A 23,320-nucleotide genomic window follows, 5' to 3' on the forward strand; every position below is an offset into this window, starting at 1 on the left:
GATCGACTTACATCCCCTCCACAGGCAGAAGCGCTAGTTCCTAACGCCAAAATCCGCAAGGCTTCATTTCTAATGTTTATCGAGGCGTTTACGTCACGGTCATGGTGAGTACCACAACGCTGACAACTCCATGCTCTAACATCAAGAGTGAGATTATCAACTCGATTTAGGCATACATGGCAAGTCTTAGAGCTAGGAAACCATCGATCAATCTCGATATATTGTTTTCCTTCACTCTCCGACTTGTACTTAAGCATCGTGCAGAACATACCCCAGCCAACGTCACTAATGGATTTGGCTAAATTATGGTTCTTTACCATGCCTTTGATATTGAGACTTTCTACTACAATAACTTGGTTTTCGTTGACTATCTTGCGGGATAGCTTTTGTAGAAAATCTTCGCGGCATCTGGCAATTTTGGAGTGAACTTTTGCCACCGCCCGTCTTGCCTTTTTCCTGTTTTGACTGCCTTTCTTTTTGCGCTCAAGCTTCTGTTGCTTGCGCTTTAAGTTTCTTTGGCGTTTAACAAAATGCTTGGGATTACCGAACTTGGAACCATCACTGGTGATAGCAAAATGGGTTAACCCGACATCAATGCCAATAGCTTTATCTGCTGGGACTAACTCAGGCTTTTCTTTCCCATCGTCAATCAAAACAGAAATAAAATGTTTGCCGTCCGGGTTGCGAGACACGGTAACGGTCTTGATGTCGCCCTCAAAATCACGATGTCGCCGACAGAAAACTAAACCAATCTTAGGTAGGTTGATATAGTCACCGTCGAATTTGACGTTTTGAGGGTAGCTGATCGACTGTCTGCCATGCTTGGCTTTGAACTTGGGCAGCATCGCCCTCTTGTCAAAGAAGTTTTTGTAGGCAGTAGATAGATTCAATGCGACCACTTGCAAGCATTGAGAATAGGGTTCTTTCAGCCATTCGTATTCTTTTTTGAGTACAGGCAGCAAGCCTTGTATGTATGCTCTAGATAGTCCTTTCCCGGTATTCTTGTAAGTTTCTTGACATAGATTCAAAGCATAGTTCCAGAACCATCTCGCACAGCCAAAAGACTTTGAAAGCAAGACTTCTTGCTCATCTGTGGGATAAATTCTGTACTTGTATGCTTTATACATTTATCAAGATTGGCGAATACAGATAAAATCATCATAGCGCACAAAAACGATATTGATTCGCTGTCGCTCAATTTATTTTTACCGCGAGTTTTCATCCCGACGCTCACCTTCGGTAGAGCGCGGGACTTCCCATTCGCATTAGTTAAATAAAAGTTAAAAAACCCACAAAATTATTTGATGGGTGGTATTGCTTTGATGATTGCCGAGGCAGGACATGGAATTTTAGCGATCGGCTATTATTGAAAATAAGCAGGAGTTTAGTTTTTGACGAAAGCTTAAAACAGCAGCTTAAAAATGGAAACTCAATTTCCCTCAAAGCTCAACACATTAGGTGGTAATATGGCTGTTCTGCAACTAGAAGACGGTAGAACATATACGGATATCCGGGCGATCGCGAGTCAACTGGCAGTTTTAAATATTGAGATCGATTTCCTGCCCGCAAACGAAAATCCGGCGTTTCAAGAACTGCTCGTTCAAGACATTCTCAATGTTACAGAAAAACAGCAGATTCTCGCAGCATTTAATAGCGAGTTTGAACAGTTCAAGCGCGTCAGCGGATATAAGTGGTGCGACTTAAAAGTTCTGCATCCAGGTTCGCAGCAGATTTACGCGCTGATGACTCAAAGCGATCGCACTCACACCCACACAGATGCAGAAGTTCTTCACATTTTAGCTGGGGAATGCGTTTTTGGGTTCGTGTATTCTAACGGCTCTCAGGTACAACTAATGCTGCAAGCTGAAGAATACATTAAAGTGCCGGCCAATACCGAGCATTGGTTTTATCTCACTCCGTCGCTGTACTTAAAAGCCTTGCAGTATTACACCACTGCTCAAGGCTGGGTTCCTCAGTATACTAACAGGAAACTAAAAATTAAAAACTAAATGTATGGTGCGCTTCGGCGCACCTTCCTCTATCAAAATAGGCGATTAAAATGGCGACTCAACAAACAAAATCTCTCTCTAAGAGACTAGGATTAAATGCTCTCTACTTCATTAGGTGCGGCCATTTCAATTTCTTCGCAACGCTGCAAAAGTGCTTCTATTTCCTGGGCTAAAAAAATTACTTCCGGCCAAGAAGAACCGTTAATTAAATCTTGAGCGTGAGCTAATTTGTTTCTCAATGCTTCTGCTGACTTTAAAAAACGCTCCCCGTAGCGTTTGGATTTGAGCCCCAACCGATCGACTATTTCAGCAGAAGTCAGGATTAAATCTCGCTTGTCGCAGAATTGCAGGTAATCGATTAAGTCAATTGCTTCATTTCGCGATCGCCCCAATTCCCACAGGTGTTTTGCTGCTAAGATGCGATCGCCCTTAAGCAATTTTTGCCAAGAATCCTGGGGAAAGTAAATCCGCACGATCCGCAGTAAATTCATTTCCAGAAGCGTCACCAATCCAAACAGCAGCATCCGCACTGGTGCTTTTTGCAAATCGCCGCAGGTAACGATACCGTTGATCCTGTTGCTTTCTAATACAAATAATCTCGGTTTTTCTCGCAGCAGCGGCAGCAATTCCATCAAAGGAGTCGAAGCGGCGATTAATTGTGAGGGGTGAAAAATTTGCTGGTAGTCGCTGCACTTGCCTTTACCTAAGTGCGATCGTTCTACATAGCCGCAAACCGTGCCCTTTTCTTCAATACCGAGCACGTCAAAATCGCGGGCCTCCATCCACGATCGCAATTTGGCTGCATCATCGCAAGCGGGGACAGATTTCAGCGGTTCCGCGAGATATTTAACTGTAATGCTGTCTTTGAATAAATCCCGCAAGTCGGCGGAACTTGATTTTAAATGTTTCATCTCATGTCTGGTAATTTCATGGATCGTTGCGCGACAAGAGGACAATTAATATTGTAACTGCAACTAGAGACGCGGCATTACCGTGGGAAACATCTCAGTTTTGTAACAAGTATTTTTTACGAGTGGCAGGGGGACGATCGCACACGGATAGTAAAAGCAAAACTGAGATGCTCGCTTAGCGTGTCTCTCCAAATTTCATGATATTACTTACTGGCTAACTCCGGGCAATAATGGTTGGCGGCAAGGGTGGTAATAATATCGGCATCCGCAAGAAAACTTTCTTTGAGACTTGGATTTTCGATACTGACAGCTTGCCCGATCGCTCTTAATTTAACTTCCGGCAGAGAAACTCCCGCTTTTGCTTCCGCACACATTCTTTTAGCGGCCGCAATTTTTTGACCGGGCGCCCTTTGGATTGCTTGCAGTAAATTATCCGTGGCTTCGGGAGAGTAGCTTTTTGCTAAGCGTTTGTAGTCTTCGAGAAATTTGCCATCGTTTCCTGTCAGCTTAATGTCTGCTTCTTGAGGCGAACACAACAAATTTAAGTTAATTACTTCTCCCACTGAATTAATAAGAAAACATCCTTCGCGTTCTTGGGCGATCGCGCTTTGGTTGCTGGGTACAAATTGTATAATAACCGCGGACAGAAAAGCAGTTAAACGCGAGTAATTTAGCATGGTAATTACGTGATATACTTGGGATTTTTAACCGCATAATGCGGAGCAATATGGCGTTCTTGAGTTAGAGCGAGTCAGGGAAATTAACCGACGAAATACTTGGAAAAGCTAGTTTCACCAACACTCTCTAATTTCTACTAAAAATTGGCATACATAAACCAGCCCCGACTAACCGACAAGAAATCATTGCAGGAAAATCAACCGACATAATATCAGACGAACATTTCGTTGTCTAGCGAAGTTTTCATTAACAGCAAACATCCCCCTCGTGTGAGGGGCGAATGTGTGGAACCGGGAACCGATCGAATGTAGTCGCCGTGATGGCAAATTTCCCCTTCTACAATTAAGTCTCCTTCTAATACAAAAACTTCCTCCGAGGCAGCGTGTCGGTGCAGGGGAAATGTTGCTCCCGGTTCTAGTCGCATCAAGCAGGTAATTTCGCGCTTTTTTTTGTCAATATAAAGCTTGCCAAACGAGACTCCCGGAACTCCATAAGATTTCCATTTGACATCGTGCGATCGCACTATTAAAGATGGAGTATTGTTCTCTGTTGGGCAAGTAACAATTGGCTTTAAATTGACTGATTCTACCGGGGTTGGCGGCCGTTCTGCTATGCGCTGGAACAGGCGGTTTTTGAGGTCGGGTGCGACGGGAACTGGGGGGGCTGTGTAGGCGATCGCGGCAATTGTTGCTTCCAAAGTAGCTAATTCACTTTTAATTTGTGCGGACTCTTTCAATTTCTCTGCAAATGCGCCACGTTCTGACTCGTCGAGGATATCGAGAGCTTGAAGGGCTGCAAGGATGTTATATTCCTCGTCTGGCATCATTTCCATCTGTTTTCCGCGATTAATTTTAATTCAGCCTAGGTTGATTTTAAATTTCAGATTTGTCTACTGCCCTCGCACTCAAGATGGATGATTGGAGATGCCATAATTTTAGATTGATGTTCAACAACTTAAATTTTGTTTTTTGACTCTCTAAAATTCTTCGCTCAAAGCTTGACGCAATTTGGAAATACCCAACCGAATTCTGGTTTTGATTGTACCTGTCGGGATACCAGTTTTAGTTGAGATCGCCGCGCAAGTCAATCCTTGGTAGTAGGCTAGTTCGATCGCCTCTTGCTGTTCCTTTGGCAGTTTTTCTAAGGCTGCTTTGACTTGTTCCCTGCGTTCTTTAAACATTGCATCTTCCATCGGTTCTGCAACGCTAGAGATGGGTACTTTAGCATCTTCCAGACAAGCTTCAGCCGCCCGGACTGTTCGCTGGATCGCTCGCAGGCGATCGAGGGAACGACTGCGGGTAAGCATGAACAACCAGGTATCTGCTCGACTGCGAGAAGGATCGTAAGTTGCTGCTTTTTGCCAAATTTGGGAAAAAACATCGAGTACAACTTCTTCAGCTTCTTCTACCGAACCCAGGATTTTGTAAGCGAGAGCGTAACTTGGGCGACCGTAGCGATCGTAAAGTTTAGCTAATGCCGTTTCGTCTTTCCGGGCAATCTGCACTAAAAGCAGCGATTCATCGCCTGACTTCTGGCCTGTCATTTCAGTGTACCTAAAATTTTTGTTTTGACTGCACAGATCCAAAATTAAAAATTCGGCGTATATCACTACAGAACATAATTGTAAGTTTGAAGTTGGGGTACAAACTGGAGTATGCCTTTTTCGGCTAATTTTGTCGTGCTTTGAATTGTAAAAATCCCAAGTCATCTGGAATTTTACCACCTAATTAGTGCTTTTCTGGAGACTTAGCAATCCGCTTTATGCAGAATAAGCGATGCTCTGGCTCCACTCGATCGAGAGAGGCTCTGTCTCGAATCGGGCCTTCCCAAGCATAGTCCGGGAACGAGTAAATCCTCAATTACCCACTTTTTTACATAAATTAGTCTGGCAGCACAGATCCAAAATTGCGAAACCTTCGTATACCACCAATAGGAGAAGGCTCAGCAATAGCGCAAAAGCCCGACAGGTTGACAGATTTCAACCTGTTGCTACAAAAGTAAAACCCGCGAATGCGGGTTATTTACCATTGATTTGTGGAAAAATCTCATTGAAATAAAGGTGCTAACTGTGAAGCTCACAAAAAAAATTCGCCGAACCATACTAGCTATTGAAGTAGCTCTAATTGCTCTATTAACTCCAGGGATAATTGTCGCTTCGGATCACGACGACGGCGAAGTAGATATCAAAGGTCGCGCTGTAAATTTAACTGACCTGTACGTATATCGCGAAAAAGACCAAAACTCCGGTGCTGCGGACGGGGATTTAGTATTTACCATGAATTCAAATCCCAGGTCTGTAGCTCGCTATCAATATTATTTCAGCACTACAGCCCTCTACCAATTTCACATCACGCAAGTAGGTGACGTGAATTCTACACCTACTGGACGTTCGGATATTATCTTGCGGTTTGCCTTCAGTCCGCCTAACAATCAAGGTATGCAAGCGGTAGCTGTAACTGTTGTTCGCAACGGCTCGGAGACTGTTGCTAAGACTACAGTTAACGGCGGGCTAATTGCCACAACTCCGCTGAATTCTAATGCTGTTTTGAATACAGTACCTGTGGGCGGTTCTAATTTGACTGTATTTGCGGGTTTACGCGAAGACCCGTTTTTCTTTGATGTGGAACAATTTTTCCGAGTTCGCGCCGCAGCTTTAGGAACAGGGCCGCGCACTGCTTTTAAACAACCGAATCAAGCGATCGACTTTACTAAAGGTTACAACGTCAATACAATTGCCGTGCGGGTTCCAAAAGCGTTTTTGCAAGCAGGAACTGGGGCGAATACTTTTGATGTTTGGTCAACTGTTTCGATCCGGGATGGAGCTGGCGGTTTCAAACAATTCGAGCGTTTGGCGAGACCTGCAATTAATGAAGGTTTGATAGTTTCTCCCGCTTATCTGGAGGCATTTAATAATATTCCTCCGAGATTAGATTTGAGTGCTGCTGCTGCTCCGGTGCGGCAGGAAGCTGTTGCTACTCTGAATGCTGTGGATCTTTTGGACGGTCGGGATAATGTCGATCCAAATGCGATCGCCGGAGCTTTCTTGCCCGATGTCATGCGGATCGATACCACAAAAACCAGCGGCTACGCTAGCGCTACAAATGCTCAAGGAAGCTTGATCGGAGGTCGTATGCTGATGGACGACGTTATTGATATCACTCTGGGAGCTTTGGTAGGTTCTCCGGTTGGCGATAACGTTTCATATAACGGAACTCCGGGAAATCCGGCTCAGGGACACAAACCTTTAGAACCGAATTTTCCTTATTTGGCTTTGCCTAATTAGTCATTAGTCATCTGTCATTAGTTATAGTTTAGTGATTAATGACAGATGGAAAATTATTTTTTTAACCGCAGATGAACGCTGATTAAAGCGGATGTATGAAAACTAAAATTAAACCGGAAATAAAATCGGATTTTTTCTCGTGGTGGCTTCTGATAGCGGTTCCTTTAGTTGGGATGGTAGTAGTGAATTTACCTCCTAATTTGCGTTTTATTTCAGAAAAATTTTCTAACAAAAGTCCCGAAAATCTCGATATTAATTACCGCTATCATTTTTCGGAAAGTTTGAGAAATAATCCCAATCAAAAGGAAGCAATTCAGCAAGAGATTGCTTTTTACCAGCAGCGGTTGGCCGTTGATTCCCGCAGCGGTTTGAACCGGGCGGCGCTGGCGGGATCTTATTTAAAAATGGCTCGCGCTACTGGGGAGGGAGGTTGGTTTTTATTGGCAGAACAAGCGGCCCAAAGGTCGATCGCCGATTTGCCTTTTGACAACAAAGGTGCGCTGTTAGTTTTAGCTCGAATTGCCGAGGCGAGACACGATTTTGCTACTGCTTTGCGCTTTGCTAAACAGGCGGGTTCTGACAATGAAGATGCGATCGCCCTTGCAGTTACATCTCACTTAGCGATGGGTAAAGTGAGCGAGGCAAATGCAGCCGCAGAAGCCTTAGTTAACCGGATTCCTAACTTGGGTTCTCTCACTTTGAGAGCTTTAGTGAGAGAGTCTCAGGGCAGAGATGCTGAGGTTGTGCAGGATTACCGCCAAGCAATGGCGGCGGAGGAACCGGGAGAGGTTGCTGGTTCGGCGCGGGCCCGATCGCTCTTGGGTCGATTTTACGCGCGTCGCGGGCAGTTTGTGCAGGCGAAAGCGCTGTTTTTGGAGGCGCTGCGGTTGGTGCCGCGATACCCGCTGGCGCTGATTTATTTGGCGGATTTGGAGACGCGGCAGGGCAATTACCGGGAGGCGGAAGGCTATTACAGCAAGGTTTCTGCCTATTCTGGCGGGGTTGCGACTGTGTTCGATCGCATTGTCGATCGCGGTATGGCAAGGGTGAAGGATTTGCAGGGAGATGCGATCGAATCCCGGCGACTTCGGGAAAAAGCAGAAGCAGGGCTGCGACAGGAACAGGTTTCTGGATCGGGCGGTTTTGGCCACCGCAGGGATTTGGCAAGTTTGCTGCTGGAAAAAGGTCGATCGCAGGATGTCACCGAAGCGCTGGCGTTAATGCAGGAGGAGGTGAAAATTCGGCGGGATGCTGTAACTTTGGATACTTTGGCTTGGGCGCTTTCGAGTGCTGGGGAATGGCAAAAGGCCGATCGAGTGATGGCCGAAATAATACGATCGGGGATTCGGGATGCGGGGATGTTTTACCGGGCTGGTGCGATCGCCCGGACTTTAGGAAAGGATACCGAATCTCGCGCTTATTTTCAAAAGTCAAAGGAAATTGACCCGAATTTTGACGATCGATCCCGCCAAGCATTGGGTTTGGGAAGTTATGAATTTTGAGATTAGCTAATAGCAGCCATTCGGCCAAGTTCGCCATTCCGTCAATCCGCCAGGGGTTGAAACCCCTGGCTCAAAGCTTAAGTCCTCTTGCATAGGACTGAAATGCACAATTGTTAAATTTGATTAGCTATTCAGTCGGTTTTAACCGACTTTCGCTATGAGACGGGGATTTCAATCCCCGGCGGGCTTGCGGGTAAGCGCCCCGGAAAAATCACAACAAAAACAAATAATTCATCCGAAAATCACTAAAACACCCGGGATTTATGCAGTACAAAATTAACCGAATTTACCAATTATTTATCCTATTTTTCCTAACACTTTCATTCTTACTAACAACCTCAACCAGACCAGTTTACTCCCACTGGTCAGACTTATCCGTAGCAGAAATAGTAGTCAACGATTTGCAAACCGAAATAACATTAACTTTCCCAACCGGCTTAACAAACTTCGCCGACGACAATCGAGACAGCCAGCTACAACCTGCTGAAGTTCGCAGCCACCAAACACAACTAGAAAAGTTTTTCAGCCAACAAATCCGCCTCACCAACAGTAGCAACATTCAAGGCTCCGTAGCAGTAACACCGCTAGACATAGCAGCTAAAACCGCCAGTGTTATCCAGCAGCCCAATACCCACAGCACCTTAATTTTAGAATACACCTGGCCCGCACCTTCTCAAGATAAAACCCCCCGTTTACCTGACTCAATTTCCATCTCCAAACCAGAGAAATTGCGTATTAATTACAATCTGTTTTTGCCCGAAGTTCCGACAGCTAGCTGCCAAGCTACGATTGTACAAGCCGGTGCTGTAAAAAGCTTTGTGTTTACGCCGCAAAACCGCGACTTTTTGTTAGCAGGAAAGGAATCTATCTGGGATTCCGGTTGGAGTTTACTGCTAGCAGTAGCGGGAGCATTTGCTTGGGGATGCGTGCACGCGATGTCGCCCGGACATGGAAAAACCATAGTCGGCGCTTATTTAGTGGGTTCGCGGGCTACTCCGGTACACGCTTTATTTCTAGCAGCAACAACTACAATTACTCACACTGCCGGCGTGTTTGCTGTGGGCGGAATTACTTTATTTGCTTCTAACTTGATCGATCCGGAAAAATTAGATCCTTGGCTGAGTTTAATCTCTGGTTTATTAGTAGCCGTAATCGGGTTTAACTTACTCTTATCAAAAATTAAGACGAGGTTGCTAGTGAGGACTGAAGTTCTCAAAAAAATCAAAACTAAAATTTTTAATAAAAACTGGTTTTTAAGGAGTAAAGTCCTTACTGCGGAATGTGAAGAACCAGTAAATCTTTTGAGCAGAGGAAGTTGGGAGCGAGAATTCAAGCCTGTAAAACCCGATATATCTCACCACTACCACCATCACGGAGACGGCCGGATTCACTCGCATTTGCCTCCCGGTGCTGATGGTTCTGCTATCACTTGGAAAAGCTTATTAGCGTTGGGAATTTCCGGCGGTTTGTTGCCTTGTCCTTCCGCTTTGGTGATGCTGTTGAGCGCGTCGGCTTTGGGCAATCTTGGTTTGGGAATGACGCTAGTGGTAGCGTTTAGTTTGGGATTGGCTTTAGTGCTGAGTGCGATCGGATTAATCTTAGTTTATGCCAAACAAAATTTTGAGAAACTGCCAAAACATATAACAGCAGTTAAATTTCTGCCCGCGATTAGTGCGATGTTTGTAATCTTTTTGGGGTTGGGAATTACCGGACAGGCGATGTTGAAAATATTGGCTGCAAATCAGTGGGTAATTGGCAATGGATAAGCATAAAATTAGGACTCTTTCTCCTAACTGCAAACTTACGAATAAGTCTGATTGTAGATACCCGATTTCTGGAAGAATCCGGGTATCTGGGTATCCTGTTTTTTAGCCGTTGCTCACTTATCAGGCCGCACTATGTTTATTAATAATTTGGGCTAAATCCGGTACTCCCTTTTCTACGTAAGTCTTAGCTGAGGGGCGGAGTTTGGCATAGGCGCCTTTAACCATCCCTCTTGTGCTTTTCTCGACCCTTTTGTCACTTATCTGGAGCAATTCGTCTGCTACTTCACCTTTTCTTTGAGCAAAATATTCGACTGGGTTGCCATTGTTTACGGCTTCAGTCCACATCGGATCGAGTGCGATCGAGATTTCTGGCAGAAGTTGATCGACGACTTGGGCGCAATAGTCAGCCCGTATCCCCTTGACAGTAGAGTAGGCAGCTTTAAGAGCCATACCACCCAATCCTGACGCTGCTGCAACTTGTTGGTCTATCAACTTTACACAGTCATCAACAAAAGTTTCTCTGTGGTTTTCATTCAAGAGAATATCACTAAGTCCCATTTTCACTTTCCTTGATTTAATAGTCAATGTGCTTATTAGCTTTAAGCTTAATCTGACATCATATATCTATTTTGACCCTTTACTCAAGGTTTCCCAAGTTTTTTAAGGTTTGAATGTGTCTATGACACAACCTAATGTTGAGATTTGTTGAGTATGTTATGGGAATTAATGTTCTATCTGCTACTAATTATTTGCCTAGGGTTTGTAGTAAGGGCTTTAGTCCTTATTAGGTGATATTAATGAGGACTAAAGCCCTGACTACAAACTGATGAGTTGTGAACAGTCACATAGAAAAGAGAACAGCTTGAAAAAAATATTATAAAGGCTCTGCCTAAGTCCGATCGCACTTGCACGTATGAGCTGGCACGTATCATTAGGATTGGACATTCGGCTTGATGCCCGCAGGTACTGCAACAATGGGAAGTTTCACGGTTTGAGCCGGGCGATCGCTCGATTGCAATACCAAATTTTTCGGTAATTTCGCGGAAGTGCTTAGTCCGGGAAATATGTGAAGCGATAAGGTTAAGCCGGCAGCTAATAATAGTTTTTCTAACATGGCACTGTCTCCCATACATACGCCCTAGGGCATAATTCCTCTTACACCTACAACATATAAACATCCTCAGTCGCTTGGTGCGATCGCACGGGCATAGTTAAGTGACATCTATCACCACTGAGAAGGGGGTGATGGGGATAGGGGGTGTGGGGATAGGGGGTGATGGGCCTTAGGGAAGTGGGGGAGAGTGGGAAATCTTTCATCGCACTTCTACCGTCAACATCCGTTGAGCGTGTTAAATTCCTTACATCGGTTCGTTGCCGAACTTCCCTACAAATCAAGAATTGTCCTAGAGAAAGAAGCCGTTGAGTCTCTCTCAAAGGTAGAATTAGCGCGTAGAAGTTATTTGACACAGCGGAGGTACCGACAAGATGCTTGCATACATTCTGGCGTTGGCGGTCGGTCTAGGCAGCTTCAGTATTTACATGGCGGCCTTCTTTTTTCCAGAAGTGCACCGCAAAAGTGATTTTACCTGGAGCGGGGTAGGGCTTTTTTATGCGTTAATTTTATGGGCTTGTGCGGGACGAATTACTGGTGCTCTCCTGCTTGGTCAAATGGCGGGCGTGGCGATGTTGGGCTGGTTTGCCTGGGAAACTCTGACTTTGCGCCGGCAGGTGACGCCCGTTGCTGAGCAAACGCCGATTCCTCAGTCGGCGAATTTGGCGGCAGCAGGCGTGCCGTTTGCTGGCTTGTTTGCCAAGAAAAAAGAACCAGCAGCAGCGGCGAAAAAACCTAAGTTTGTTCGATCGCCCAAACCGAAAACTGATGTGGTTCCAGCACCCACTCTGGATAAGGGCGAGGTAAAGCTAGAGGAACAGCCGGCGATTTCCCCCATAGCTGAAAGTATTGCTGAAAGTGCGATCGACGAGGCAACTGCAGAAAGTGCGATCGCCCCTGACTTGAAAATTCCCGACTCGAAACCACCTGCAATTGCAGAAATACCAGTGTTTTCAGTCGAAACTCCTGCTGCTGAGACTTCACAACCCCTAACAGAATCAGCAGCCAGCAGCTTCACTCCTCCACCTCTACCTCTAGAAATTTCAGAAATAGCCGTTGCACCAAGTGTGGAGTCAGCAGAGGCTCAGCCAGAGCCTCAACAGCAGCCAGAAGTCGATGATTTTGACGAGGAAACAGAATGGAGGGCAGCCGTTAAAGAGTCGCAGGCGGCAGCGGCGGCGGCAGCGACCCCAACTCCTCCAACTCCTCCAACTCCTAAACCAGTTAAAAAATCCGGCGGTTTCGGAAGTCTGTTCGACAATATCAAAAATAGTCTCGGCGGTATGTTGGGACTCGGTGCGGGTAAAAACAAGTCTGATGTAACTCCCCAGACGCCAAAACCTTCAGCGACTCCAGAATCGACCGTACCTGAATCTAAAATAACGGCAACTCCTGCACCGGGTATCGACCAAATTCTCGAATCCGAATTAGCCCAGGCGGCTGCGGAAGTGGCAGCCGAAAGCAGCAACACTGTTGTGGAAACAAGCCCAGGAGTGCCGTTTCCCAACGATGTTGAAGCAATGGCATTTTTGATGGCAACAGAAACCGCGAGTTCTGACAAAATAGGGGAAACTCCGATCGAAGATCGATCGTCCGCTGAAATCCAGACACCGCTGGCTGCGGTTGGTGAACCGGAAGCAGCAGCAGGCGTGCTAGAAGCAGAAGCCCCTGCAGTATCTCTGGAAACCCAGACACCGCTGGCTGCGGTTGGTGAACCGGAAGCAGCAGCAGGCGTACCGGAAGCAGAAGCCCCTGCAGTATCGATAGAAATGACTGTGGTGGAAATGGCAGAGCCTGTAGAGATAGAAGTACCGGGAGAACCTGGGTTGAGCGTGCAGGTGGAAACGGTTTCAGTATCAGTGATCTCGATCGAATCTACAGATAAAACACCATCTTCTGAGGGAGAACAACCGGAATTGATTCGCCCGAATCCCCCCCCTACAGATAAAAAACCATCTTCTGAGGGAGAACAACCGGAATTGATTCGCCCAAATCCCCCGCCTACAGATAAAAAACCATCTTCTGAGGGAGAACAACCGGAATTGATTCGCCCGAATCCCCCTCCTCCGGATCTAGTATAAGCTGCTCAAGCGGCCACTGAATCCAAGTCTGAGAAGGTATCCGGCGAAGATCAGCCGTCATCTTGAGGCAGAAAGTAAAAGGTAGAAACCAGAATTTTTTTTATTCTGCCTTCTGCCTTCTTACTTTTTACTTCTTACTTTTTTCTTCTGCCCTCTTCCTTCACGCTTGACTTCAGTCCTCAACATCGATCGGTTAAATCCGTTAAATCCGTTATATGGTTTCCGGTTGCATCGGAATAATAAAATTGAGTCAACAGTTAACACTCAACCATTTAGTTTTTAGACTCCGAGTCAACAGTTAACAGTCAACAATCAACAATCACGGACGGTGTAACCGGAATAGATATTAAATCCCTTACACTGCGCGTTGCCGAACTTCCTTCTCCCTTAATATTATGAAAGCAATTATGGTCGTGGGAACAACATCTCACGCAGGGAAATCTTTACTCGTGGCAGCTTTGTGTCGAATCTTTTCTCGGCGAGGCTGGCGGGTAACTCCGTTTAAAGGTCAGAATATGGCACTGAATTCCTATGTCACAGCGGCCGGCGGAGAGATTGGTTACGCTCAAGCAGTGCAAGCTTGGGCTGCGGGCGTCGCACCTTGGGTAGAAATGAATCCGATTTTGCTAAAGCCACAAGGAGACATGACTTCTCAATTAATTGTCAAGGGTCGGGCGATCGCTAATGTGCGAGCATCTCAATATTACGAGCAGTATTTCGATCTCGGCTGGCAAGCTATTCGGGAATCTTTAGAATTTCTCGGCCAAGAATTTGACATGATTGTTTGTGAGGGAGCCGGTAGCCCTGCTGAGATTAATCTCAAACACCGCGATTTAACAAATATGCGGGTAGCTAAATATTTAAAGGCTCGAACTTTGCTAGTAGTTGATATCGATCGCGGTGGTGCTTTTGCTCACATTATCGGTACTTTGGAATTGCTCGATCCAGACGAACGGGCTTTAATTAAAGGATTCATTATTAATAAGTTCCGAGGACAAAAATCGATCTTAGATCCCGGTCTGACTTGGCTAGAAGAAAGGACGGGAATCCCGGTAGTTGGGGTGATTCCTTGGATAGACGAAGTGTTTCCCTCAGAAGATTCTCTGGATTTGCTCGATCGGCGTTCTCCCAATTCTCAAACCGACATCAATATTTCGGTCATCCGCCTGCCCCGAATTTCCAATTTTACCGACTTTGACCCGTTAGAGTCGGAAACTAGCGTCAGCGTCAAATATGTCAGCCCAAAAGACCAGTTAGGCCATCCAGACGCCGTGATTTTACCAGGCTCTAAAACTACAATTTCCGATTTGCAAGTGCTGCGCCAAACAGGTATGGCAAAAGCTATTCAAAATTATTTAGTAGCTGGCGGTACAGTCATGGGAGTTTGCGGCGGCTTTCAGATGCTGGGACAAAGTATCACCGATAAAGAAGGGGTTGAGGGAGAAAAGGGAGAATTTCCAGGATTGGGGTTGCTGCCTTTGAAAACTGCGATGGCACCGAACAAAATTGCCCGCCAACGAATCGTAACATCTAACTATCCTCAACCGGGTTTGCCAGTTTCCGGTTACGAAATTCATCAAGGAAAAACGCAAATCCTAGAGTCAGATTTGACTCAACCGCTATTTGACGATGCTAGTTTAGGCATTGTCAATACTTCTCAATCAATTTGGGGTACATACCTGCACGGCATCTTTGACAACGGAGCTTGGCGGCGAGCTTGGTTAAATCACTTGCGGCAGCAGCGGGGACTCCGCGCCTTGCCTACAGGTATTCCTAATTACCGAGAACACCGAGAAACTCTGTTAGACTCTCTAGCAGATACCGTGGAAAAGCATTTAGATATCAAGCATATTTTAGGTTAATTAGTTAACAGTTGACTGTTGACTGTTGACTGTTAACTGTTAACTGTTGACTGTTGATTATTGTTTGTTATAGTTGAGGTTCAAATTCAATGACAAAAGTTTCTTTTTTACCAGATAACGTGACAGTTGAAGCTGAACCTGGAGAGCTTTTGCTAGATGTAGCTAAACGTGCAGGGGTTTCTATTCCTACCGGCTGTCTCATGGGTTCTTGTCACGCTTGCGAAGTAGAAATTGATGGCGGAGATACGATTTGTGCTTGTATTTCCGGCATCCCTTCGGGGAAAAAGCAAGTGACAATTAATCTGTATGTTGACCCGACTTGGTAATTTGTTAGTTGACGGTTGACGGTTGACCGTTGACTGACAACTGACAACTGACAACTGACTAATTTTTTTGCCATTCTTGCTGTTTCTTGCGAGCAGATTGCAGCCATTTTTGGGATTCGGGATAAACCGTTGTGCCGGGTTTGACGGATTCTAATTGATTGATAATTTGTTGCAACTGGCTGAGGGAGTAACCTGGATTTTGAGAATTCACATTATTTTGCAAGTTGGCAAACAAGTTTTTAGCTGCTTGCAAAGCTGTTGTAGAATCTTTTTCTGCTTGCAGTCTAATCTGGGTAATTCCTAAATTTTTTTGATATTCAGCGAGTTTAGTTTGAGCGTCGAGATAACCCGGATTATCGACTGAAATTAATTTTAGTCGGTTAATTCCTTCTTGCCACAATTCTGCTATTTGCTCCCACTGTGCGGCGGGATGGGGAGGTTTTTGGGAGGCGACGGCGGCGGAGAGAGCAAATTCTTTAGCAGCTTCAATTAAGTTGTCAGCCTGCAAAGAACCGGTGGCGACGCCGCCCATTGCTTGAAAGTCTCTTTCTGCTGCTTTGAGTGTTTTCTTAGCCGTTTCTCCCGCGAGGGTTTCAGCGGGAATTTGATTGAGTTGGTCGATCGCACTTTGCCAATTTACCGTCGCTTTTTGTCTGTCGGCGGCAGTTTTTGCATCTTGATACTCCTGTTTCGCGGCCTTTAGCGTTTGTTCGACTTGATTTAACTGAGTAAAAGCATTTTTTTGCTGGAAAATCTGAGCCTCCATCCGCCCCACATTTTTGCGGGCGGCTTCAAATTCATCGAATGTAAACCGCCAACTGCAGCGGAAAAAAGAGCAGTACCTCTTTGGGTAATAGCCGAGGAACCACACCGGTAAGGCGTCGAGATGTTTTTGCGCCTCTTTTGCTTTAATTTCGCCCAAGTCAAAATCAGCGACAGCAGTGGCTTTATTCACCAGTTGATCGGATTGTTCCACAAGGGCGATCGCCTGCCGGTAATTGTGATCCATACTCATAAAACTCGGCAGCAACAATATCGGCATTGTTTTGGCTACGGGCCAGCGAATCATCGGAAAAGGTAGATTTAGCAGCCAAATTATCCCCGCCGCACTTCCCAGCAAACTCCCAGCAAAGATGATTTTACCGAACAATCCCGGCGGGCGGTTGGCTTTGACGGCTGCTTTGAGAGCTTGTTCGCTGAAGTTGGGAAATTCGTCTTTGAATGTATCGCGGATTTCTTCTATTGAGGCGAAAGTGCCGTTTTGCAAGCGTAATTTCTCTAACCGCTTGATTACCATCCGTCGGTAGACATCACCGGCTAGACTATCAGCCGCCGCGCACTTGTCAACTTCGACCCGCAAAATTTCAAAAGCTCGATCGGTAAGACGCGCCATAAAACTCACCTATTCCCTTTTAATTATTTTACAGGTTCCCGTGTAAATAATTGTTAAAATATATAAAGCCCACATCAAATATCCGAATTAATTTCATGCCGACTGCTTTAATCACCGGTGCTTCTGGCGGAATTGGTGCAGCCTTTGCCGCCGAATTAGCCAAACGCCAGCACAATCTAATCTTGGTAGCTCGATCCGAAGACAAATTGCAACAGCTAGCTGCTACACTGCAACAGGAATTCAAAGTTCAGATAGAAGTAATCGTGCAAGATTTGAGCGCACCGGGCGCTGGAACTGCTGTATTTGAGACGGTTGTTAAAAAAGGTTGGACGGTTGATTTGTTGGTGAACAATGCGGGTTTTGGGGATTACGGTGTTTTTGCCGATCGCCCGCTTGCGAAACAACTAACAATGGTGCAACTAAATATTGTAGCATTAGTAGAACTTTCGCACTTATTTTTGCAGGGAATGCGCCAAAGAAATTCGGGAAGTATCATCAATGTTGCTTCTATCGCAGCTTTTCAACCCATGCCGTACTTATCAATTTACGCAGCAAGTAAAGCCTTTGTTCAGAGTTTCAGCGAGGCACTTTGGGCGGAAAACAAAGATTTAGGAATTGGCGTTTTGTGCCTTTGCCCAGGGCCGACTGAATCGGACTTTTTTGCAGTAGCTGAATTTCCGAAAGCTATGGCATCCAGCAGCGGGCAAAAACTCGTTCCTGCGGCGGAAGTAGTGCGAGATGCTTTGAAAGCTTTAGACAAAAATGAGTCTAATGTTGTGACAGGGGGAATTCCCAATCAAATCATCGCCAATATGCCTCGATTGATGCCGCGAGAACTTTTGGTGAAGTCGGTAGAAAAGGTGTTTCGGGCGAAAGCTTAATTACGAAGGAAGTTCGGCAAGGAAGTAGTCTATCTACGGGATTTAACGGATTTAACCGAGGTGGGTTCTAGGAAAGTTCGGCAACAGATTGTGTACGAGATTTAACCCATTTAGCCGAGATTGGGAAAAAGGAACAGGGGAAAAATTCCTAATTCCCAATTCCCAATTACTAATTCCGAGAATTACAAATATCGAGTTAACTGGACTCGATAGCGTTCCTTCTTAGTAACCGCAACTTCTCCAATTTCCAATCTTCCCTTGCCCGTAACAGCAATTAAATCTCCCGACTTGACATTATAACTAGCTTGAGTAATGTCTTTCCAGTTAACTCGCACGTCACCGCTGTCAATTAAATCGGCCATTTTGCTGCGAGACATTGCGAATCCAGCCGAAGCGACAGCATCCAATCTCATCGATGCTTCAACCGTGGTCATTTCTTTCTTTTTGGGTTCTCTAATTTTGAGTTCGCTCAACTCAATGCGGCGCGTTTGTACAGGAACCGATCGCACTTGCTGCAAACTCATCTCCAAATACTCTACCATCTCCGGCATGACAATGGCTTGCGCGCCGCGTTCTCCCAAAACAATCACATCGCCCGTTTTCTCGCGGACAATTCCCGTACCCAACATCGCCCCCAAAAAGTCGCGGTGAGAAGCTGTATCGAACAAGAAATTGCCAGCGATTTCTACGGCCGCAACGTTAACGCTACCAGAGTCGATCGGGATATCCGATCGCGCGATCGCAATTCTTTGTCTTTCAGCTTGCGGGTAGCCGCCCCAAGCCACTAATTCCACATCTGTTAACCGCTTAAATACCGTCAGAGTGTCCGCCAATTCTGGAGGCGACAGAAAATCAGTCAGAGTAACTTCCCAAGTTTTAATTGCTTGTTCCGCTTGGTCGAGCGCCCGCGCCACACATTCGCGGTTTTCAATGCCTTTTAACAGTTCTTCTCTTGGTAACATCAGTCAATTTTAGATTCTAATTTGAAATTGCCAAAGCTTGCTGTAACTAAAAAGTCTACTTTTTTAACAGTCGCACTAACTTAATTATAGTCTAAAATCATCAAATAACGATCTTACGATTTTAGTTGCTGGTAAAGCTGATATGATGAGCACGATTATTGTACCAAATCTATGAAGTCTTCGAGTTTAAGTTTTTGCAAGAGCTCGAGCGAGTATGGCAGCAAAATTGTCCACCCAACTACTTATTCTTCTTCACCCGCAAATACAACTCTTCCATCGCCTCAATAAACGAACCATCCTTGTGCCAAAACTGTGGAAAATCTCCCTGTTTCTTCACCACGATCGCACTTACCCCACTTTGCGCTGCCACCTCAATCGTCTGCGGTAATCGCTTCGCACCATGCCAAAACTCTTTCAGGCTGACCGTTTGCGCCTCACTGGCGATCGCCCGCGTGTAATAGGAATCCACCGCCACAGGGGCCGCTGCATCCGCCGTTAACTCGGCAGAAAGCGCCATTCCCAAAGGCGTTTTTGCCAATTCGCGGTGCAGCACTTCCTTAGAAAGCCCCCGTAATTCAAACAGTAAAAATGGATCTTTGTCCAATTCGGCCGCCACCAAATAATAAACTCCGGCAATATGTTTGCAGGGATTGCTATAGTCTGGGCAAGAGCAAGTAGTCTTAAAGTCCTCGCGGCTGCTGGGTAAAAGGTGCAATCCGAGGGGTGAGAAAGCATTTTCAATGTTGTCGGGCATTTCGTTGAGAAGCAGCCGGGAAATGAAGCTGGCTTTTGATGCCATTTGGGCGATCGCCATTTGCCACTTTTCCTGACTAATTGGCTCAAACTCAATTTGAGTTGTGTACAGAGGCTCCTTATAAACCCCAAAATAAGGATTAACCGAGCCTCTCACCTGTGCCATCACTAACCCATCATTCATGCCAAAGCTTTTTACCTTGCCGTTTCGTGCATATGAACGTCCCCGTCCGAGTCGCCCCGAATCGGTAAATCTTTCCAGCCCATCGATAAATTTATTGCCCCACCAAGTCCGAGTAAATTGTGACATATTTTTTGGTTTCTCCTAATCTAAAACTGCATTTTTATTGAGCCTAATTAATTTCTTAAATGCCTCATTATCCAACTCAGTCAACCACGATTCATCAGCACCAATAATTGACCCTGCCAATTTCTTTTTGTCCTCAATCATTTGGTCAATCTTTTCTTCCAAAGTGCCAATCGCCACAAACTTATGCACAAACACATTTTTTTGCTGTCCGATCCGAAACGCCCGATCCGTCGCCTGATCTTCCACCGCCGGATTCCACCAGCGATCGAAATGGAACACGTGATTGGCTTTTGTCAGCGTAATTCCCACGCCACCCGCCTTCAGTGACAGAATAAAAACCGAAGGTTCAGACTCTGGATCTTGAAACTCTGAAATCATCCGTTCCCGTTTTTCGCGACTGGTTCCCCCGTGGATGTAGTAAGTGTTGTAATGTAGCGTTTGTTTAATATATTTTTCCAATGCGCTTCCCAGTTCTGTAAACTGCGTAAATACCAATAAACTTTCGCCTTCTGCTTTGACTTCCTCAATCATCTCGATCAGCCGTTCCAGTTTGTGCGATCGCTCTGGTGTAAACTCACTTTCATCTTGCAAAAACTGGCGCGGATGGTTACAAATTTGCTTCAGCTTCAGCAGTGTCGCCAAAATCATCCCCTTGCGCTTCATCCCTTCCGCCGCGTCAATTTCTTGTTCTACCTCTTTCACAATCGCTTCATAAAGCGAAGCTTGCTCGCGGGTGAGATTGCAGTAGAGTTTTTGCTCAACTTTGTCGGGGAGATCCTGAATAATCGACTTATCGGTTTTCAGGCGCCGGAGAATAAAGGGTTCCACTAATTTTTTGAGCGCTGCCGATTGCGTGCGACTCCCATTTTTTTGAATCGGGATCTCAAACAACTTCCGAAACTGTGCCTCTTTGCCCAGATAGCCCGGATTGAGGAAATTAAAAATTGACCATAAATCCAGCAATCGATTTTCCACGGGTGTTCCAGTCAATGCCAGTCGATGGGTAGCGGGTAACTTTAAAATCGCCTTGGTTTGCGCCGCTTTCGGATTTTTAATATTCTGGGCTTCATCAATTACCACGCGATGCCACGCTACGCTGCTCAACAGCTTCTCATCTTTTCGCACCAAGGTAAAGGAAGTAATCAACATATCGCAACCTTGGACGGCGGCTTTGAATTCCTTGGCATCTTGCAAGCGCCCAGGGCCGTGGTGTATGAGCGATCGCAATTCGGGAGCAAACTTTTCCATTTCCTTTTGCCAGTTACCAACTACGGAAGTGGGCGCAATTAGCAGCGTGGGTAGAACCGAAGGTGCGATCGCATTTTCTGTCTTTTGTTCCGTCTCTTTTGTAGTATATAAAACTTCCCGCTCTTGCAATAATCGAGCAATTACCTGCGCCGATTTACCCAAACCCATATCATCGGCAAGACAGCCATTTAATCCCAAACTTTCCAAATAACTCAACCAAGAAACGCCGCGCTTTTGGTAATCCCGTAACTTGCCCTGAAACTTTGCTGGATCTGCAATTAACTCTAACCGACTCTTATCGTTCAGCTTCTCCAACATATCCGATAAAGCCCGATCGCGCTCCACCTCCAACTGTTCGCTCGCTTCTCCTTCTGCCGTCAACTTCATAAAGTCAATCAGGCTTAAATCGGGGTTTTCTTCGCGATGTTTTTGCCAAAAACTTAGCATCTCCTGCATCTTGTCTTTGTCCAGTTCCATCCATTGTCCTCGGAACTGCACTAAAGGCGTTTTAGCGCTTACTAACGCCTGCCATTCTTGTTCGCTAACCCGTTCACCCCCGATCGCCAATTCATACTGATATTCCACCAAGGAATCCGCCGAAAACAATCCTTTGCCCTTGATTGCCGCGCTCTTGCTGCCCTTCCCTTTAACTTGCAGGCGAATCTTCGCCCGCTGTCGTCCCTTCGGCGTCCACCAAGCGGGGACAATCACTTTGTATCCGGCATCTTCTAATACCCAAGCGGACTCGCTGAGGAAGGTGAAAGCATCATCTAAGCTGAGGGAAATGTTAACGGGTTTGTCGGTTTCTAGCCCTTGCCAAAGTTGGGGATAAATGCGGGCAGCGTAGCCGAGATTTGTCAGCAAATGTTGCTCAAAGTTGTCTCCGAATTGTGTTTGCAACTGTTTTTGTTGAGTCGATCGCGATCGCCAATAATCCTGCAACGGCATCCGCAGAGATGGATCTTTTTTCGCAGCCACCTGAAACTCTAAAACCCAAGGCTGTTCTGGGTTTTCGGGGGATTGTAATTGAAAGCAGAGGGAGAATGAGTCAGCAGATTGATTGCGCGTAATGCGATCGCGCCAGGTTTGCCATTGCCGGTATTGCTCAAGGCTTACTCGCGCGATTTTTCGTGTTTGGTTGAGGCAGATTTGCAGTAAAGAATCCGCAATCTTATTTTCAAACGATGCTGGGATGGGGGTTTGAGTGACAATTTCCGCGATCGCACACTCGGAAAAATGCCGCAGTAACCGTTCGCGATCGTATAACTTTGGTGTATCTTGTAGCTGGATCTTCCGAAAACCGGACACACAAACTAAAGGCATCCATTCAACATAGCGTTGTAAATCAGTTTCGTACTGTGTTGAAACAATTTCCCATCCCGGATAAATCTCAAAGCTGGGTGCAATTTTGGCAGGTGTTTTTGGAGTTTTTGCAGTTGTTTTGGTTTTTGTCTCGCCCGCTTTCTTACGCCCGCGCGTGGCTTTCTCAGCGGGTTCGGATGTTTCGATGGGTGCGATCGCGATCGGAGCAGTTTCTCGATAGCGCAACGCCGGAATATAATGATCTTTCAGAACAATTTGCTTAAAAAATTGGGTGTAGTGATACCAAAATAGCAAGTCTGAACCAAACTGAACTTCTGCTAAATCGTAGAGGGCAAAAAAATGCAGATCGTTCAATACTTTAGTCAAAGTGTGGGTGGCGATGGACACACAATCAACTTCCCAATACTCCAACTCAAATGTTTCGGGTAACTCTGTCTCTAAATATCGCGCTAGTTCTAAAGAGGGCAACGGCTGGTTGTCGGCAGTGGGCAGTAAAAAATACCGAGGGACGATCGCGTATTCTCGCCCCATCGCACTTGTATTGCTGACTGGTGACAGTTGAATCCCGGCTTCTTTCGTTAGAAACTCTCTTAACTGTGCCGTCTCCAATTGTCGGGGATGAACCTTAGCAGGCTGTTTTTTCTTTTGAGTGGTTTCAACCCAAAGACAAAAAGTTCCACCTTGAACAAAACTCTCTTCTGTTTGAGGAATCCAAGTGCCGTGGAGGATTTTCATAGGTCATACCAAACGCAACCTTTGGCAGCCTATCATATCATGAATGAGTGGGAAAAGATAAGAAGGCGGTTGGAAGCAGGTTTATACAAACCATGTCTGCTGGATGCCGAATAACGTAATTTTACCCCAGTTGTCCTCTTTAACCACCCTCTGCTGGTTTTGACTTGATAGATGCGGTTTCAACCG

19 protein-coding genes are annotated in these 23,320 nt (G+C 45.8%); 8 read left to right on the top strand and 11 right to left on the bottom strand.

Translation table 11 applies throughout. The annotated features are described in order from the left end of the window. Positions 1 to 1,127: RNA-guided endonuclease TnpB family protein (locus QUA25_RS18265; RefSeq protein ID WP_333040268.1), on the bottom strand; the 1,127-nt coding region annotated here is incomplete at its 3' end. 294 nt (positions 1,128 to 1,421) lie between these two features. On the opposite strand from QUA25_RS18265, the gene QUA25_RS18270 reads away from it, so the two are divergent. Continuing rightward, positions 1,422 to 2,009 carry an acireductone dioxygenase gene (locus tag QUA25_RS18270; RefSeq protein ID WP_333040269.1) on the top strand — a complete coding sequence of 196 codons (588 nt, stop codon included), beginning with the start codon at positions 1,422 to 1,424 and terminating at the stop codon, positions 2,007 to 2,009. Positions 2,010 to 2,101: 92 nt separating this feature from the next. Here the strand turns inward: QUA25_RS18270 and QUA25_RS18275 are convergent, their stop codons facing one another. From QUA25_RS18275 to QUA25_RS18290, 4 genes are all read right to left on the bottom strand, one after another. Further along, the gene (locus QUA25_RS18275) at positions 2,102 to 2,920 is read right to left on the bottom strand and encodes a hypothetical protein (RefSeq protein WP_333040271.1); all 819 of its coding nucleotides are present in this window, start codon (positions 2,918 to 2,920) and stop codon (positions 2,102 to 2,104) included. A 203-nt stretch (positions 2,921 to 3,123) separates the two neighbouring features. After that, the gene (locus tag QUA25_RS18280) at positions 3,124 to 3,597 is read right to left on the bottom strand and encodes a DUF732 domain-containing protein (protein ID WP_333040272.1); all 474 of its coding nucleotides are present in this window, start codon (positions 3,595 to 3,597) and stop codon (positions 3,124 to 3,126) included. A 212-nt stretch (positions 3,598 to 3,809) separates the two neighbouring features. Next, entirely contained in the window at positions 3,810 to 4,424 is a 615-nt protein-coding gene (locus tag QUA25_RS18285) for a cupin domain-containing protein (protein ID WP_333040273.1), read from the bottom strand. A gap of 150 nt (positions 4,425 to 4,574) precedes the next feature. Next, positions 4,575 to 5,141, bottom strand: a complete 567-nt coding sequence (locus tag QUA25_RS18290) for a sigma-70 family RNA polymerase sigma factor (RefSeq protein WP_333040274.1) — start codon at positions 5,139 to 5,141, stop codon at positions 4,575 to 4,577. Positions 5,142 to 5,666: 525 nt separating this feature from the next. Here QUA25_RS18290 and QUA25_RS18295 point away from each other — a divergent pair. From QUA25_RS18295 to QUA25_RS18305, 3 genes are all read left to right on the top strand, one after another. Further along, entirely contained in the window at positions 5,667 to 6,881 is a 1,215-nt protein-coding gene (locus QUA25_RS18295; protein WP_333040277.1) for a DUF4331 domain-containing protein, read from the top strand. 95 nt (positions 6,882 to 6,976) lie between these two features. After that, on the top strand, positions 6,977 to 8,383 hold the full coding sequence (locus tag QUA25_RS18300) for a tetratricopeptide repeat protein (RefSeq protein WP_333040279.1): 1,407 nt from the start codon (positions 6,977 to 6,979) through the stop codon (positions 8,381 to 8,383). Positions 8,384 to 8,646: 263 nt separating this feature from the next. After that, positions 8,647 to 10,149, top strand: coding sequence for a HoxN/HupN/NixA family nickel/cobalt transporter (locus tag QUA25_RS18305; protein WP_333040281.1), 1,503 nt, complete (start codon positions 8,647 to 8,649; stop codon positions 10,147 to 10,149). Positions 10,150 to 10,269: 120 nt separating this feature from the next. On the opposite strand, the gene QUA25_RS18310 is transcribed toward QUA25_RS18305, so the two are convergent. Further along, a complete protein-coding gene (locus QUA25_RS18310; RefSeq protein WP_333040283.1) occupies positions 10,270 to 10,707 on the bottom strand; it encodes a DUF6918 family protein in 438 nt (145 codons plus the stop codon). Between the two features lie 373 nt (positions 10,708 to 11,080). Further along, on the bottom strand, positions 11,081 to 11,263 hold the full coding sequence (locus tag QUA25_RS18315) for a hypothetical protein (protein WP_333040285.1): 183 nt from the start codon (positions 11,261 to 11,263) through the stop codon (positions 11,081 to 11,083). Between the two features lie 371 nt (positions 11,264 to 11,634). On the opposite strand from QUA25_RS18315, the gene QUA25_RS18320 reads away from it, so the two are divergent. The 3 genes from QUA25_RS18320 to QUA25_RS18330 all read left to right on the top strand — a co-directional run bounded on the left by QUA25_RS18320 (position 11,635) and on the right by QUA25_RS18330 (position 15,529). Beyond that, entirely contained in the window at positions 11,635 to 13,341 is a 1,707-nt protein-coding gene (locus tag QUA25_RS18320; RefSeq protein ID WP_333040287.1) for a Ycf66 family protein, read from the top strand. Positions 13,342 to 13,736: 395 nt separating this feature from the next. Then, positions 13,737 to 15,203, top strand: coding sequence for a cobyric acid synthase CobQ (cobQ, locus tag QUA25_RS18325; protein WP_333040289.1), 1,467 nt, complete (start codon positions 13,737 to 13,739; stop codon positions 15,201 to 15,203). A gap of 89 nt (positions 15,204 to 15,292) precedes the next feature. Beyond that, positions 15,293 to 15,529: a 2Fe-2S iron-sulfur cluster binding domain-containing protein gene (locus tag QUA25_RS18330; RefSeq protein WP_333040291.1), complete on the top strand. Its 237-nt coding sequence runs from the start codon at positions 15,293 to 15,295 to the stop codon at positions 15,527 to 15,529. A gap of 58 nt (positions 15,530 to 15,587) precedes the next feature. Here the strand turns inward: QUA25_RS18330 and QUA25_RS18335 are convergent, their stop codons facing one another. Further along, positions 15,588 to 16,922, bottom strand: a complete 1,335-nt coding sequence (locus QUA25_RS18335) for a hypothetical protein (RefSeq protein WP_333040292.1) — start codon at positions 16,920 to 16,922, stop codon at positions 15,588 to 15,590. 95 nt (positions 16,923 to 17,017) lie between these two features. On the opposite strand from QUA25_RS18335, the gene QUA25_RS18340 reads away from it, so the two are divergent. Next, on the top strand, positions 17,018 to 17,803 hold the full coding sequence (locus tag QUA25_RS18340) for an SDR family oxidoreductase (RefSeq protein ID WP_333040294.1): 786 nt from the start codon (positions 17,018 to 17,020) through the stop codon (positions 17,801 to 17,803). 182 nt (positions 17,804 to 17,985) lie between these two features. On the opposite strand, the gene QUA25_RS18345 is transcribed toward QUA25_RS18340, so the two are convergent. The 3 genes from QUA25_RS18345 to QUA25_RS18355 all read right to left on the bottom strand — a co-directional run bounded on the left by QUA25_RS18345 (position 17,986) and on the right by QUA25_RS18355 (position 23,134). Then, entirely contained in the window at positions 17,986 to 18,765 is a 780-nt protein-coding gene (locus QUA25_RS18345; protein WP_333040296.1) for a photosystem II S4 domain protein, read from the bottom strand. Between the two features lie 238 nt (positions 18,766 to 19,003). Continuing rightward, complete coding sequence (locus QUA25_RS18350; RefSeq protein ID WP_333040298.1) at positions 19,004 to 19,828, bottom strand: SWIM zinc finger family protein; 825 nt, start codon at positions 19,826 to 19,828, stop codon at positions 19,004 to 19,006. Positions 19,829 to 19,843: 15 nt separating this feature from the next. Beyond that, positions 19,844 to 23,134, bottom strand: a complete 3,291-nt coding sequence (locus QUA25_RS18355) for a DEAD/DEAH box helicase (RefSeq protein WP_333040299.1) — start codon at positions 23,132 to 23,134, stop codon at positions 19,844 to 19,846. Between the last annotated feature and the right edge of the window lie 186 nt (positions 23,135 to 23,320).

Origin of the sequence: Microcoleus sp. Pol17C6 (assembly GCF_036701145.1) — a bacterium.
In the GTDB taxonomy this organism is placed as follows: Bacteria; Cyanobacteriota; Cyanobacteriia; order Cyanobacteriales; family Microcoleaceae; genus Microcoleus.